Origin of the sequence: Sphingomonas sp. 179-I 2A4 NHS (genome assembly GCF_045369135.1) — a bacterium.
Classification (GTDB): domain Bacteria; phylum Pseudomonadota; class Alphaproteobacteria; order Sphingomonadales; family Sphingomonadaceae; genus Sphingomonas.
Genome location: NZ_JBIQFL010000006.1, coordinates 118520 through 133026 on the forward strand (window position 1 = coordinate 118520; position 14507 = coordinate 133026).

14 protein-coding genes are annotated in these 14507 nt (G+C 65.1%); 9 read left to right on the forward strand and 5 right to left on the reverse strand.

The genetic code is table 11. The features are described 5' to 3' along the window. Positions 1–19: 19 nt before the first annotated feature. Both lipA and ACH0CP_RS12290 read left to right on the forward strand, forming a co-directional pair. Positions 20–940 carry a lipoyl synthase gene (gene lipA / locus ACH0CP_RS12285; protein ID WP_294441521.1) on the forward strand — a complete coding sequence of 307 codons (921 nt, stop codon included), beginning with the start codon at positions 20–22 and terminating at the stop codon, positions 938–940. Beyond that, positions 927–1412, forward strand: coding sequence for a type II toxin-antitoxin system RatA family toxin (locus tag ACH0CP_RS12290; RefSeq protein ID WP_294441520.1), 486 nt, complete (start codon positions 927–929; stop codon positions 1410–1412). Before lipA ends, ACH0CP_RS12290 begins: the two co-directional genes overlap by 14 nt. On the opposite strand, the gene ACH0CP_RS12295 is transcribed toward ACH0CP_RS12290, so the two are convergent. From ACH0CP_RS12295 to ACH0CP_RS12305, 3 genes are read right to left on the reverse strand one after another with little or no spacing between them, the layout of a single operon-like run. Beyond that, positions 1346–1876 (reverse strand): CinA family protein, encoded by a 531-nt coding sequence (locus ACH0CP_RS12295; protein ID WP_294441519.1) that lies wholly within the window; start codon positions 1874–1876, stop codon positions 1346–1348. The genes ACH0CP_RS12290 and ACH0CP_RS12295 overlap by 67 nt on opposite strands. After that, the gene (locus ACH0CP_RS12300) at positions 1873–2403 is read right to left on the reverse strand and encodes a hypothetical protein (protein ID WP_406889228.1); all 531 of its coding nucleotides are present in this window, start codon (positions 2401–2403) and stop codon (positions 1873–1875) included. The genes ACH0CP_RS12295 and ACH0CP_RS12300 overlap by 4 nt, the downstream gene beginning before the upstream one ends. Beyond that, positions 2400–3524 carry a bifunctional 2-C-methyl-D-erythritol 4-phosphate cytidylyltransferase/2-C-methyl-D-erythritol 2,4-cyclodiphosphate synthase gene (locus ACH0CP_RS12305; protein WP_406889230.1) on the reverse strand — a complete coding sequence of 375 codons (1125 nt, stop codon included), beginning with the start codon at positions 3522–3524 and terminating at the stop codon, positions 2400–2402. The genes ACH0CP_RS12300 and ACH0CP_RS12305 overlap by 4 nt, the downstream gene beginning before the upstream one ends. 83 nt (positions 3525–3607) lie before the next feature. On the opposite strand from ACH0CP_RS12305, the gene dusB reads away from it, so the two are divergent. Genes dusB through hflX form a run of 7 tightly spaced genes read left to right on the forward strand, consistent with a single transcriptional unit; the run spans position 3608 to position 12693 of the window. Continuing rightward, positions 3608–4606: a tRNA dihydrouridine synthase DusB gene (gene dusB / locus ACH0CP_RS12310; RefSeq protein WP_406889302.1), complete on the forward strand. Its 999-nt coding sequence runs from the start codon at positions 3608–3610 to the stop codon at positions 4604–4606. Between the two features lie 16 nt (positions 4607–4622). Continuing rightward, positions 4623–5681: a nitrogen regulation protein NR(II) gene (locus ACH0CP_RS12315; protein WP_406889304.1), complete on the forward strand. Its 1059-nt coding sequence runs from the start codon at positions 4623–4625 to the stop codon at positions 5679–5681. Next, positions 5681–7123, forward strand: coding sequence for a nitrogen regulation protein NR(I) (gene ntrC, locus ACH0CP_RS12320; protein WP_406889232.1), 1443 nt, complete (start codon positions 5681–5683; stop codon positions 7121–7123). The genes ACH0CP_RS12315 and ntrC overlap by 1 nt, the downstream gene beginning before the upstream one ends. A 52-nt stretch (positions 7124–7175) precedes the next feature. Further along, on the forward strand, positions 7176–9416 hold the full coding sequence (locus ACH0CP_RS12325; RefSeq protein ID WP_406889234.1) for an ATP-binding protein: 2241 nt from the start codon (positions 7176–7178) through the stop codon (positions 9414–9416). Between the two features lie 2 nt (positions 9417–9418). Continuing rightward, positions 9419–10789, forward strand: a complete 1371-nt coding sequence (locus tag ACH0CP_RS12330) for a sigma-54 dependent transcriptional regulator (RefSeq protein WP_294441512.1) — start codon at positions 9419–9421, stop codon at positions 10787–10789. A 36-nt stretch (positions 10790–10825) separates the two neighbouring features. After that, positions 10826–11404 carry an RNA chaperone Hfq gene (hfq, locus tag ACH0CP_RS12335; RefSeq protein WP_406889236.1) on the forward strand — a complete coding sequence of 193 codons (579 nt, stop codon included), beginning with the start codon at positions 10826–10828 and terminating at the stop codon, positions 11402–11404. Then, complete coding sequence (gene hflX, locus ACH0CP_RS12340) at positions 11401–12693, forward strand: GTPase HflX (RefSeq protein WP_406889239.1); 1293 nt, start codon at positions 11401–11403, stop codon at positions 12691–12693. Before hfq ends, hflX begins: the two co-directional genes overlap by 4 nt. Before the next feature lie 24 nt (positions 12694–12717). On the opposite strand, the gene mazG is transcribed toward hflX, so the two are convergent. Next, positions 12718–13488, reverse strand: a complete 771-nt coding sequence (gene mazG, locus ACH0CP_RS12345; RefSeq protein ID WP_406889242.1) for a nucleoside triphosphate pyrophosphohydrolase — start codon at positions 13486–13488, stop codon at positions 12718–12720. A gap of 253 nt (positions 13489–13741) precedes the next feature. Next, positions 13742–14260 carry a MucR family transcriptional regulator gene (locus ACH0CP_RS12350; RefSeq protein WP_406889244.1) on the reverse strand — a complete coding sequence of 173 codons (519 nt, stop codon included), beginning with the start codon at positions 14258–14260 and terminating at the stop codon, positions 13742–13744. Positions 14261–14507 lie beyond the last annotated feature (247 nt).

The window sequence follows — 14507 nt, forward strand, 5'->3', positions numbered from 1 at the left end:
GTCGCTATCTCGCGCCGTAATGAACGAGATGACTCCGCTCGCCCGGCCAGAACGCAGCCGCAAGCCTGATTGGATCCGCGTCAAGGCGCCGACCTCGGTCGGTTTCGCGGAGACGAAGCAGCTGATGCGCCGACTTAACCTCGCCACCGTCTGCGAGGAAGCCGCTTGTCCCAACATCGGCGAATGCTGGACGAAGAAGCATGCGACGGTGATGATCCTGGGTGACACCTGCACCCGGGCCTGCGCCTTCTGCAACGTGAAGACGGGCATGCCGCGCGCGGTCGATCCGCTGGAGCCGGAGCATGTCGCGGTGGCCGCGGCCGAGCTTGGCCTCGAACATATCGTCATCACCTCGGTCGATCGTGACGATCTGCCCGATGGCGGCGCGTCGCAGTTCGTGAAGGTGATCCAGGCGCTGCGCCGCAACACCCCGTCCACCACGATCGAGATCCTGACGCCCGATTTCCGCAACAAGGCGCAGGCCGCGGTCGAATCGATCGTCGAGGCGCGGCCGGACGTCTACAATCACAATCTCGAAACCGTTCCCCGGCTCTATCCCACGATCCGCCCGGGCGCGCGTTACTATGCCTCGCTCCGCCTTCTGGAGAGTGTGAAGCGGCACGATCCGTCGATCTTCACCAAGTCGGGTGTGATGCTCGGTCTCGGCGAGGAGCGGCTTGAGGTTCATCAGGTGATGGACGACATGCGCTCGGCGGACATCGATTTCCTCACCATGGGCCAGTATCTCCAGCCGACCCCGCGCCACGCGAAGGTCATGGATTTCGTCGCGCCCAAGGCGTTCGATGCCTATGCCGCTATCGCGCGCGCCAAGGGCTTCCTGCTGGTCGCAGCCTCACCGCTCACCCGCTCGAGCTATCACGCTGGCGATGATTTCGCCCGCATGAAGGCCGCTCGCGAGGCGCAGCTTGCCAAAGCATAGCGAAACGCGGCGCATGCCCTATTCGGCGGAGCAGATGTTCGATCTGGTCGCCGACGTGAAGGCCTATCAGGAATTCCTGCCCTGGGTCATCGCGATGCGCGTGCGCAAGGATACGCCGGAAGAAACGCTCGCCGACATGATCGTCGGGTTCAAGGGTCTGCGCGAGACGTTCACGTCGCGCGTGCGCAAGGATCGGCCGCATTCGATCAACGTCGAATATGTCGAAGGCCCGTTGAAGTATCTTCACAACGACTGGCGCTTCCGCCCCGATGGCGATGGCTGCCTGGTCGATTTCTCGGTCGACTTCGCGTTCAAGAACCGGATGTTCGAGATGCTGGCCGGCCAAGTCTTCACCATGGCGCTGCGCAAGATGATCGGCGCGTTCGAGGAACGCGCACGGGTGCTTTACGCCTCGCCTTCGGGGGAAGGTTCCGGCGGCATCAGCAGCTCCAGCGCGCACAGCGCTGCCTGAAGCCTGATCCCGGCGCGGCCAAGGTCGCCGAACGCCTTGCGATCGGCCACCACGTCCGCCGGGTCGCCGCCCTTCTCGGCGCGCGCGAAAACCACGGTTCCAACCGGCTTCTTCTCGCTGCCGCCTCCCGGCCCGGCGATACCGGTGATGGCGACGGCGACGTCGGCGTGGCTCACCTCCAGTGCACCCTGGGCCATGCTCCAGGCCGTCGCGATCGATACCGCACCGAACGTCTCGAGCACATCGTTGGAAACCTTCAGCAGATCGTGCTTGGCTTCGTTGGAATAGCTGACGATCGACGCTTCGAGCACGTCGGACGATCCGGCGATCTCGGTGATCGCGGCCGCAACCAGCCCCCCGGTGCAGCTTTCCGCCACCGCCACCCGGCGCCCTGCAGCACGATTGGCGTCCACCACCTTGCGGGCGGCATCGATCAGTTCCTGGGGAAGCAGGCTGTCGCTCATCGCCGCGCCGCCGTGCAAACGGGAAGGTCCGGCACGCCCGCGACCACGGCATTGCCGCGCGCCTTCTCGGCCTTCAGGTGCTGCACGCTCGCCACCACGATCCCCGCGACATTGCGCGCCGGCAGCGGCTCGAGAAGCGTCACGATCCGGTCGATCGTCCCGCAGTCTGACGGCTGGATACGGCCGACGACCTGCGGCGCCATTAGCGAGGTGATCAGCGGGCGGGCATAGTCGGATTGAAGCAGCAGCATCGCGATCTGCGGATCGCTCAGCTTCGCGATCGCCGCACGCGCGGCGGGCCATGCGCGATCCGCCTCAGCCTCGTAACGGGCGAGGAAAGCGCCCGACGCGCGGCGCACCAGGCTGGAAGCGGGAAGGGCGGTGCACACGCGGCCCGTCTCGCGGATGATATCCGGCAGCGCGACCGACGTGATCGACTCGGCCTCTGCCGTTGTCAGGCACGGCGTCTGCGCGAGAGCCGTCGTGGGCATCGCGCTCAGCAGCAGTGCGGCAAGCCAGCGCTTCACAGCGATACCCCCGGCACGCGCACGGTCGCTGCGGCCTGCGCGGCAATGCCCTCTCCACGGCCGGTGAAGCCCAGCCGTTCTGTCGTGGTTGCTTTCACAGAGACGCGATCGGTCGAAAGGCCGAGAAGTTCCGCGATGCGCGCCTGGATGGCGCCGCGATGCGGTCCGATCTTGGGTGCTTCGCAGATGATCGTCACGTCGATGAAGCTGATTTCTCCGCCGCGCGCTGCGATCAGCGAGGCGGCGTGCTGCAGGAACTGCCCCGATTCGGCGCCGCGCCACTGCGGGTCGCTGGGCGGAAAATGCTGGCCGATGTCGCCGGCTGCGATCGTGCCGAGCAGCGCATCGGTCAGCGCGTGAAGCGCTACGTCGGCGTCGCTATGCCCGCTCAGTCCCTGATGATGCGGGATCTTCACCCCGCCCAACCACAATTCCTCGCCATCCTCCAGGCGATGGACGTCGAAGCCGGTCGCGGTGCGCGTGTCCCAGCCGATTCGCGCCTGTGCGGCGGCGAAGTCTTCCGCGAAGGTCACCTTCTCAAGCATGGCGTCGCCCTGCACCAGCGCGATCGATCCGCCAAGCGTCCGCACCATCTGGGCGTCATCGGTCGGCTCGTCGCCCTGCCAGTCCGCGTGGGCCTTCACGATCGACTCGAAGCGGAACGCCTGCGGCGTCTGCACGCGCGCGAGGCCGGCGCGCGGCACGTTCGCGCCATCGGCCGCCACCAGCGTATCGGCGACCGGCAGCGTCGGAATGGCGCCTTCATGGCTGTCGAGCGCCGCGAGCAGGCGGTCAATCACTGCCGCGGTCACGAAGGGGCGCGCCGCGTCATGGATCAGCACGCGATCGGCGCCCGCGATCGCCGCCAGCCCTCTCGCTACCGATTCGCGCCGCGTCGCGCCGCCGCATACCCCGATCACCCCCGGCAGCGCTTCAGCGAGCAGAGCGTCCTGTCCTTCGCCGATCACCACGACCACCCGGTCGATCGCGGGGTGGGCGGCAAGCGCGGCGTGGCTCCAGCAGAGCATGGGGCGGCCAGCGAGGGGGGCGAACTGCTTGGGCACCGAACTGCCGGTGCGTTCCCCCTTTCCGGCCGCGACGATGATCGCGACGGTTGTCATGCCCGCGCCCCTAGCGAGACGTGGCGCACCTTGCCAGCCACGCCGGCATCGCTTACCTGCCCGTTTTTCAGGCAGACACGTTGATGCGCACGCTCGCCCCCATTCAGATCGGTCCGGTCCGTATCGACGAACCCGTCGTCCTGGCGCCGATGACGGGCGTCACGGACCAGCCGTTCCGCACGCTCGTGCGCCGCTATGGCTCTGGCCTAAACGTGACGGAGATGATCGCCAGCCAGGCCGCGATTCGCGAAACGCGCCAGTCGATCCAGAAGGCCGCCTGGCATCTATCCGAAGAACCGGTCTCGATGCAGCTCGTCGGCTGTACGCCCTACGAGATGGCCGAAGCCGCGAAGCTCGCCGAGGACAAGGGCGCTGCGATCATCGACATCAACATGGGCTGCCCCGTGCGCAAGGTGACGAGCGGCGACGCCGGCTCCGCCCTGATGCGCGATCTCAAGAACGCCGGCGCGATCATCGACGCGGTGGTGAAGGCCGTGAAGGCGCCCGTCACGGTCAAGATGCGGATGGGCTGGTGCCACGACAGCCTGAACGCCCCGGAACTCGCGCGCATCGCCGAGGATCTCGGTGCGAAGATGATCACCGTCCACGGGCGTACCCGCAACCAGATGTACAAGGGCTCCGCGGACTGGGCCTTCGTGCGCCAAGTGAAGGACGCGATCTCGCTCCCCGTCATCGTCAATGGCGACATCTGCTCGGTGGCCGATGCTGAAGAGGCCCTGGATCAGTCGGGCGCGGATGGCGTAATGATCGGCCGCGGCGCTTATGGTCGCCCGTGGCTGCTGGCGCAGGTCATGGACGCTCTTTCGGGCCGCACCCCCCGACCAGATCCGACCCTTGATGAACAATATCATGCCATCGTCGAACATTATCACGCGATGCTCGACCATTATGGGACGCTTACGGGCGTCAATATGGCCCGCAAGCACATCGGCTGGTACACCAAAGGCATCCATGGATCGGCCGAATTCCGCAACGCGGTGAACCAGGAACCGGACGCCAAGCGCGTGCTTTCGATGCTCGCGGAATTCTACGCGCCTTACCGCACCCGTGCCGCTGCCTGATGCCCGCTCCGGCCCGATGCTGACGCGCCGGGCACCCGAGCCCGTCGAACTGTTCGCCGCGCTTCCCGTGGCCGTAATGGTCGTCGATTCCGACGGCCGTGTTGCCCACGCGAACGCCGAATGCGAGCTTCTGCTGAACCTCTCGGAACGGGCGATGCGTGGCCGAGCGCTGGGCGATATCCTCCCGCTGCCCGATGAGGCGAGCGTGCGTGAGGGAAGGGCGTTCACCGCCTTTGACCTCGCGCTCGAAACTTCTCGTGGGCTGCGCATCCGAGTCGATCTCGCCGCCGTCGAGCTTCCTGATCACCCCAGTTGGCGGATCATCACCCTCCACAATGCCGCCAGTTCGCGCCGGCTCGGCGTCTCGGCCGACAGGGCAGCCGCCGCGCGGTCGGCCGTCGGCGCGGCGGCGATGCTTGCGCACGAGATCAAGAACCCGCTCTCCAGTATCCGCGGCGCTGCCCAGCTAATCGCCGATGGCGTTGACGCGCAGTCGATGACGAAGCTCGTGATCGACGAGGTCGACCGTATCACCGCGCTGATCGATCGAATGGAGGATTTCACCGACACGCGCCCGCTCGCCGTCGAACCGCTCAACATATACCCGCTGCTCGCCCACGTTCGGGACGCCGCACTCGCCGGCTTCGCGCGCGGGATCACGATTGAGGAAAGGTTCGATCCCTCCTTACCCCGCGCGCTCGCCAACCGTGACGCGCTGCTGCAGGTGCTGCTCAACCTGATGAAGAACGCTGCCATTGCGCTCGGTACACGCGGTGAGCGACGCATCACGCTGACCACGTCTTACCGCCACGGGATGTCCGTTGCGCAGAGTGGCGGCCGTCCACGTCTGCCGCTGCCGATCGAGATCTGCGTGATGGACACCGGACCTGGCGCGCCGGAAGACATCGCCGACCATCTGTTCGATCCTTTTGTCTCAAGTCGTCCCGAAGGGAAGGGGCTCGGCCTCGCACTGGTTGATAAGCTCGTCCGCGACATGGGTGGGATCGTTCAATATTCTCGCGAGGGAACACCGAACGAAACGGTGTTCCGCATTCTCCTCCCTCGTGCATCGTGATGGCGGGCAACATCCTCCTCGTTGACGACGACGAAGCGATCCGGACCGTCGTCGCTCATGCGTTGCGCCGTGCCGGCCATCAGGTGCGCACCGCTGCGAGCGTTGCCGAGCTCGATCGGGAGATTCGCAACGGCCTGCCCGACGTGCTGCTAACGGATGTCGTACTGCCAGACGGGGACGGGATCGATATCGCGACACGCTTCGCGTTGGAGGCGCCGGACCTTCCGGTCATCGTGCTTTCGGCGCGCAATACGCTCACCACCGCGGTGCGAGCAAACGAGGCAGGTGCCTATGATTACCTCCCCAAGCCGTTCGATCTCGAAACGCTGACACGCACTGTCGCCGCCGCGTTGAAACGGCGCGGGAAGGCGGCACCAACAACCACTGAGGACGAGGATCAGAACCTTCCGCTGATCGGGCGATCGCCAGCGATGCAGGAGGTGTACCGCGTCATCGCCCGCGTGCTGTCGAACGACCTCACCGTACTGGTTTCAGGCGAGTCGGGGACCGGTAAGGAACTGGTGGCGCGCGCGATCCATGATCTCGGCCAGCGCCGCGCCGGCCCGTTCGTCGCGATCAACATGGCCGCTATACCGCGCGAACTGATCGAGGCGGAACTGTTCGGCCATGAGCGAGGAGCCTTCACCGGGGCGGCCCAGCGCACCGCCGGCCGCTTCGAGCAGGCGGCAGGCGGGACGCTTTTCCTCGACGAGATCGGCGACATGCCGATCGAGGCCCAGACCCGGCTGCTCCGCGTCCTCCAGTCGGGTGAGTTCACCACGGTCGGCGGCGCTCGCAGCATCCGTGCGGACGTGCGCATCGTCGCTGCGACCAATCGCGACCTGTTGCAAACCGTCGCCAACGGCCAGTTTCGCGAGGATCTCTATTACCGCCTGAATGTCGTGCCGATCCTGCTCCCGGCGCTGCGTGAACGCCGCGGCGATATCGCGATGCTTGCGCGACATTTCCTCGATCGGGCCGCTGAGGCCGGCCTGCCGCGCAAGACGCTCGACGACGAGACAGTCCAGGTACTGGAACACTATGACTGGCCCGGCAACGTGCGCCAGCTTGAGAATCTCATGCGCCGGCTGGCGGCGTTGTCGCGCGATGATCGCATCTCCGCGGGGGAGGTCGCGCTCATGCTGGGCGACGGCGGCGCTCCCGCCGCCCCACCGGCGGACATCGCGATCGACGCGGCGGTACGCGGTTATGTGGAACGACTTGCCAGGCTTGAGCCAGCCGCCCTCGACGACGGCACGCTCTACGATCGTCTCCTCGCCGAAGTAGAGCGTCCGCTGATCGAGGCGATGCTGGCACGCCATGGCGGCAATCAGCTGCGCGCCGCACGGGCCATTGGGCTCAATCGGAATACTCTCCGCAAACGCCTGGATACGCTCGGGATTGATCCGTCGTCGCGGCCGTCCGAGCGGGAGTTGCGGTGAGCGCCGTTAATATGTGTTTTCGTTGCAACACCTTTGTTGTATCGTTGCTGCGATGACTGCCGGCTCGGCACCTGCCACCGTTCTCCCGATGTCGGCGCGCCGCCTCACCGTCACGCCATTGGTGGAGGTCGCCGTCCTGACGCTGGCGATTGTCGTCGCGGTCGGCTCCTATTTCATTGTCACCAGCAGCGGCCGGGCCGAAGGGCTGATTTCACCGGGCGTCGTCGCACTGCTGCTCGTCGCCAATCTGGTGCCGGGCGTAGCATTGATGATGCTGCTGGGCCGGCGGATTGCACGGCGCCGCGCCGCCAATTCGCTGGTGGGGGGCGAGGGGCGGCTTCACGTCCGCCTCGTGGCGTTATTCTCGATGCTGGCTGCGGTGCCGATGGTGCTGGTCACCATCGCGGCGTCGCTCCTGTTCCAGTACGGCGTCCAGTTCTGGTACTCGGATCGCGCCCGTGCCGTGTTCGAGAACGCAACCACGCTGACGCGAACCTCGTACAATCAGATCCTGCAGCGCTGGGAAGAAGCGACGGTCACCATGGCGACCGACATTTCCCGTGAGCTCGAAGAGCGCCCGATCGACGATCCGCGCTTCGGCGCGTTCCTGTTCCAGCAGACCTACTTCCGCAGCCTTTCCGAAGCCTTGCTGTTCCAGGTCTCGCCTCGCGGCGAGTTGCAGACGCTGGCGTTCGTGAACCCCTACGATCTCGACCTCGCCCGGCAGGTGTCGGCCGACGCCGTTGGTCGCCTGGTCAAGGGTGGGCAGCGCAGCGTGGTTACCGTCACCGGGGACCGTATCCAGACGGTCACGCGCGTTCCCGGCATGGTCCGCACCTTCCTTTACGCCGCACGCGTCACCGATCCCAAGGAGATGACGACGCAGACGCGGCGCGCGGAGGCGGCGCTTGCGAATTACCGGGCGCTGCTGGTGCGCGCTCGCACGCTGCAGATCCAGTTCAACGCGGCGCTCCTGCTCCTGTCCCTACTGATGGTGGGAGTCGCAGTTTGGATCGCCTTGGCCGTGGCGGACCGGCTGGTGCGCCCTGTCGGCGGGCTGGTTGACGCCGCGCGCAGGGTGGAAGGCGGCGATCTTTCGGCTCGTGTGCCGGAAACCAAATCACGCGATGAGGTTGGAACACTCGCCAACGCCTTCAACCGCATGACCGAGCGGCTGGAGCAGCAGAACAATGCCCTCGTCAGCGCCAACGCGCAGCTCGAAAGCCGGCGCGCGTTGATCGAGGCCGTGATGTCCGGTGTCTCCGCCGGCGTCGTCTCGATCGCGCCGGATCGCACGATCCGCCTGATAAACAGCTCGGCGGAGACGCTGCTGGGCGTATCGGACTCGCCGATCGGCAAGCCTCTCGCGATGATCGCTCCCGAACTGGACGCGCTTCTCGATGGCGCGGCGCGCGAGGCGATCGTTCAGATCACCGCTGCCGGCGAAGCAAAGACCCTCGCCGTCCGCATCGCTCGCGCTGGTGCCGGACCGATCCTGACCTTCGACGACATCACGCAGCAACTGCTCGACCAGCGCCGCGCCGCCTGGGCCGATGTCGCGCGTCGCATCGCCCACGAGATCAAGAACCCGCTCACGCCGATCCAGCTCGCCGCGGAACGTCTTCAGCGCCGCTACGGCAGCAAGGTGGAGGAGGGGGATACAACCTTCGGACGTCTGACCGAAACGATCGTGCGCCAAGTCGGCGATCTTCGCCGCATGGTGGATGAGTTCTCGTCATTCGCGCGCATGCCTAAGCCCGTCTTCCGCGAAGAATTGCTGGTCGACGTCGCCCGTCAGACGATGTTCCTGCACGAGGTTGCGCATTCGGGCATCCAGTTCGAGCTCGTGCACGACGAACCTGGACCCTCGCTGGTGTGCGACCGTCGCCAGATCGGGCAGGCGCTCACCAACATCGTGAAGAACGCGGTCGAGGCAATCGAGGCGGCAGGGCGCGGCGAAGGTTCGGTGGTGATGACCATCTCCGAAGAACCCGGCCGAGTGACGATCACCGTAGCTGATGACGGCGTCGGCCTGCCGGTCGAACGCGACAGGATCGTCGAACCCTATATGACGACACGCGCTCGGGGTACCGGGCTCGGCCTCGCCATCGTCAAGAAGATCGTGGAAGAACATTTCGGAACCATATCGTTCGCCGACCGTCCCGAGGGTGGGACGCTGGTGACGATCTCTTTCGACGCGGCCATGCTCGCCGAGCTCGACGGGCAGGACGATAATCAAACCAACAATGATGGCGGGGGGATTGCAGCTCTCACCCGCAACCGGACGGCTTAGACATGGCGTTAGATATCCTCGTCGTCGATGACGAACTCGACATCCGCGAACTCGTTTCCGGCGTGCTGGAAGACGAAGGATATGAAACGCGCACCGCCGCAGACAGCGATACGGCGCTGGCGGCGATCGCCGAACGCCGCCCCAGCCTGGTGCTGCTGGATGTGTGGCTTCAGGGTTCTCGACTCGATGGCCTGGAGTTGCTCGCCGAGATCAAGCGCCGCGATCCTTCCATCCCGGTGCTGGTGATTTCGGGCCACGGCAATCTCGACACCGCGGTGGCTGCGATCCGGCAGGGTGCGGCCGACTTCATCGAAAAGCCGTTCCAGGCAGAACGCCTGCTGCTGATGGTCGATCGTGCTACCGAGACGGAGCGGCTCCGGCGAGAGGTTGCAAGCCTGCGGGCTTCCGCTGGCCGCGAGACCGACCTGACCGGCAACTCCAGCGCGATCAACGCCGTCCGCGCGACCCTGAAGCGCGTCGCCGCGACCGGCAGCCGCGTGATGATCGTTGGGCCGGCCGGTGTTGGCAAGGAGGTCGCGGCTCGACTGCTCCACGGCTGGAGCCAGCGCAGCAACGGGCCGTTCACGGTCGTCAGCGCCGCGAATATGACGCCGGAACGTGTCGAGGAGGAATTGTTCGGCGTCGAGGAGAGCGGCGACCTCGTTCGGCCCGGTCTCCTCGAGCAAGCCCATGGCGGCACGCTGTTCCTGGACGAGATCGCCGACATGCCGATCACGACCCAGGGGCGCATCCTACGCGTGCTGACGGATCAAAGCTTCACCCGTGTGGGAGGCGTCCGGATCGTCAAGGTCGATGTGCGCGTCGTCTCCGCGACCGCGCGAGACTTGACGCAGGAAATTGCGGAGGGCCGCTTCCGCGAGGATCTCTATTACCGTCTCAATGTCGTCCCGGTGCTTATCCCCTCATTGTCCGAGCGCCGTGAGGACATTCCGCCGCTGGTGGAGCATTTCGTCGCCCATTATGCAGCCGAACGCCGTGTGCCAACGCCCGAGGTTGCCACCGATGCGATGGTCGCGCTTCAGTCCTACGATTGGCCGGGCAACGTCCGACAGCTGCGTAACGTGGTTGAGCGGACAATCATCCTCGCGCCGGGCGACCGTATTGGGCGGATCGACATCGACCTTCTGCCGGTCGAGGTGCTCGGCGAACAGCCGGGCGGCGGCAGCACCAATGCGATCATGGGTGCGCCGCTGCGCGAGGCACGGGAGAGCTTTGAACGCGAGTATCTGAAGGTCCAGATCCGTCGCTTCTCTGGCAACATCTCCCGTACGGCGACGTTCATCGGCATGGAGCGATCTGCCCTGCATCGAAAGCTGAAGCTCCTTGGCATTACCGACACTCGCGACGATTGAGCGGCTGGACCCGCGGGTGCGCGGTCCCTACATTGCGTGAAGCGTGCCGACAGGGCCGCAACCCGACGCCGGGCACCGGCGCATCGCGGGGCAAACCTCGCCAAGAACGAAGGGCATCAACGTATGGCCGACAAGCAAAGCTCGCTTCAGGACCTCTTCCTCAACGCACTCCGCAAATCGAAAACGCCGGTCACTCTCTTCCTCGTGAAGGGCGTCAAGCTTCAGGGGATCGTCACCTGGTTCGACAATTTCTCCGTCCTGCTTCGGCGCGACGGGCAGAGCCAGCTGATCTACAAGCACGCAATTTCCACCATCATGCCAGGCGCGCAGGTGGACGTGGCCGCGATCGTCGAACAACTGGGCGAGGGGGGGCGCAAGCAGCCGCTTCTGCAGGAGATCTTCCTCAATGCGGTGCGCAAGTCGGAAGATCCCGTGACGATGTTCCTCGTCAACGGCGTAATGCTGCAAGGCCATATCGCCGCTTTCGATCTGTTCTGCATGCTGCTGCAGCGTGATGGCACGTCGCAGCTCGTCTACAAGCATGCCGTTTCTACCATCCAGCCGGCGCGGGCACTCAACCTCGCCGAGGAAACGGCAGGCTCGGACGAAGATTGAGCAAGGGCTTTGAGCGTGATCGCGAGGAGTTCGCCCGTGGCGCCCGCGCGGTTGTCGTGTTCCCGGACCTCGGCGGTTCCTCACGGGATGCTGACGCGCGTCTCGAGGAAACCGCCGGGCTTGCAGCAGCGATCGGCGTCGACGTCGTCGAGCGGCAAGCGGTGCGCGTGCGATCGCCGCGCGCCGCGACGCTCATCGGATCGGGCCAAGTCGAACAGCTTGCCGTCCTAGGTCGACAGGAAGAGGCGTCTCTCTTCGTGTTCGACGCCGCGCTATCCCCGATCCAGCAGCGCAATTTGGAAACAGCGCTCGAGGCCAAGGTTATCGATCGCACGGGCCTGATCTTGGAAATCTTCGGCGAGCGGGCCGCCACCGCGGAGGGCCGGCTCCAGGTTGAGCTGGCGCACCTCGATTATCAGGCCGGCCGCCTCGTGCGCAGTTGGACTCACCTTGAGCGTCAGCGCGGCGGCTTCGGCTTCCTCGGCGGCCCAGGCGAAACACAGATCGAGGCCGACCGCCGCCTGATCCGCGACCGTATGGCGCGCCTTCGCCGTGAACTCGATCAGGTCACACGCACGCGCGGCCTGCATCGTGAGCGGCGCCAACGCGCGCCCTGGCCGGTGATCGCCCTCGTCGGCTATACGAACGCCGGCAAATCAACGCTGTTCAACCGGCTGACCGGTGCCGACGTGATGGCCGAAAACCTGCTCTTCGCCACGCTCGATCCCACCCTCCGACAGATCAGTCTACCCGGCATCGACAAGGCGATCCTGTCGGACACGGTCGGCTTCGTCTCGGAACTGCCGACACAGTTGGTCGCGGCGTTCAAGGCGACGCTGGAGGAGGTGGTGTCTGCCGATCTCCTCGTTCACGTGCGTGACGTCGCGCACCCGGATACGCTCGCCCAGCGCGCCGATGTCGAGGCGGTGCTGGACGAGATCGGAGTCCCTGAAGGGACACCGCGGATCGAAGTGTGGAACAAGGTTGACCTTCTAGAGGACGCAGCCCGCGGAGAAATGTGCGGCGAAGCGGCCCGGCGCGACGATGTTGTGGCGGTATCCGCCTTGACCGGGGAAGGGATCGACGCGCTCACCCGCGCGCTGTCGGATCGCCTCACCCAAGGGCATCAGCGCTATACGATCACGCTTGACGCCGCCGATGGCGCTAGTGCCGCCTGGCTTCATCAGCACGGCGAGGTGCTCGACCAATATGTCGAGGACGACAAGTCGGTATACGAGGTGCGAATGTCACCGGCCGATTATGCGCGTTTCGACGAGCGGAACCGCTAAGGGCGGCCCGACAAGCGCGCCGGCTCAAGTCTGTCCGCGTTCGTCACCCTTGACCGCCTCCCAAAGCTGTTCCTGCTGATCAAGGTTCAGGCCACCCAGCGTTCCACCGGCCTTTGCCTCCATCGATCGGAACCGGCGTTCGAATTTGCCATTCGCCGTGCGTAACGCGACTTCTGGATCCACGCCGAGGTGGCGCGCCCAGTTGACGACGGCGAACAGCAGATCGCCAACCTCTTCCGCTTGATCTTCCGGTAGCGCCTCCGCGACTTCAGCAAGTTCTTCGTCGATCTTCTGCCGCGGCCCCTCCACATCGGGCCAGTCAAACCCGACCCGCGCGGCGCGCTTCTGCAACTTCTCGGCGCGCATCAACGCGGGCAGTCCAAGCGCCACGCCGGCGAGCGCGCTGGCGTCCGCCTTTGCCGCGCGCTCCTGCGCCTTCACCACCTCCCAAAGGTGATGGCCGCCCTCTGCAGCATCGCCGAAGATATGCGGGTGGCGGCGTTCCATCTTGTCGGCGATCGCCGTGGCGACCTCGTCGAAATCGAAGGCGCCGACCTCCTCCGCCATCCGGCTGTGAAACACGACCTGCAGCAACAGATCGCCGAGTTCGTCCTTGAGTTCGCCAAGATTTCGGCGCGCGCATGCGTCGGCAACCTCATAGGCCTCCTCGATTGTGTAAGGAGCGATCGTTTCGAAGGTCTGCACGAGATCCCATTCGCAGCCGCCATCCGGGTTCCTCAGCCGGGCCATAATGGCGCGGAGCCGCAAGATCGGAGATCCGGAAACATCGGTCATCGGTTCAAACCATCTGGAGAAGGGGGAGGCTGATCAGCCGCTACTCCGTGCGTTATTCCGGTCACGCAGGCAATGAATGAACCGACCTTCCGGCCGGAGCAGACTGGAAGATGGATTGCTGCCAAAGGCAAAGCCGAGCGCTCAGCGGAAGCCGTTGCCCATTAAAGCGCTGACGCTCGCAACCGACGGCTTGAAGAGGTCTGGCAGATAAAAGGATGGCGCACAGTCACCTGCGCGCCATCCGAAGTCGCTTTTAGCCGGCGAGATGAGCCTGGGCAGCGCTCTTCGCCTCGGTCACGCTTTTGCGGTTCCGCGTCTTGGGCGTGTGGCGGTCCTGCTCGGCGGGCTTGCTGCCCCGCTTTACCGGTTGGCGACCCAGACCAAGCTTCTTCGCAGCTTCACTGCGCGCCTGGCTGTAAGCGGGGGCAACCATCGGATAGTCCGGTTTCAGCCCGTAGCGTTCGCGATACTGCGCTGGCGTAAGCCCTCTTGCACTGAGGTGGCGCTTCAGAGACTTGTACGGCCGACCATCGATCATGCTGATGATGAAGTTCGGATCAGCAAGCGACTTGCGTGGGCTAACCGCACGCTCAAAGCCTTGCTCCACCGAGCGATCGTGGGCAGCAGGGGCGGTTTCCAGCTTGCCGACCGTGTTGTGGATTGAAGCGAGAAACTCCGGGACAGCATCGGCGTCAACGCGTGTGTTCGGATTTGCAAGCCACGCAATCGTGAGCTCGGCAGCGAGATTAATGGTGTTCGTTTCGGTACTCATGTTACTAGCCGTCTTAACAACAGCCGCCATGTAGGTATCGGGGATCGCCGCCGCTACTATTTGCAAGAACTTTATTTGCACGGAGGGCAGACGCCTCTAGTCTCGGGGTGGCATCGCTCAGAATGGCTCGCGCGACGGCCGATGGATGCGCTTCACTGCCCGGCAGGTTGGTACGTGTCTGCCACTAGAGCCGATGACGCTCGGCGTAATAGCAGCACAAGGCGGACTACCTTCAAGATCGCCAGCA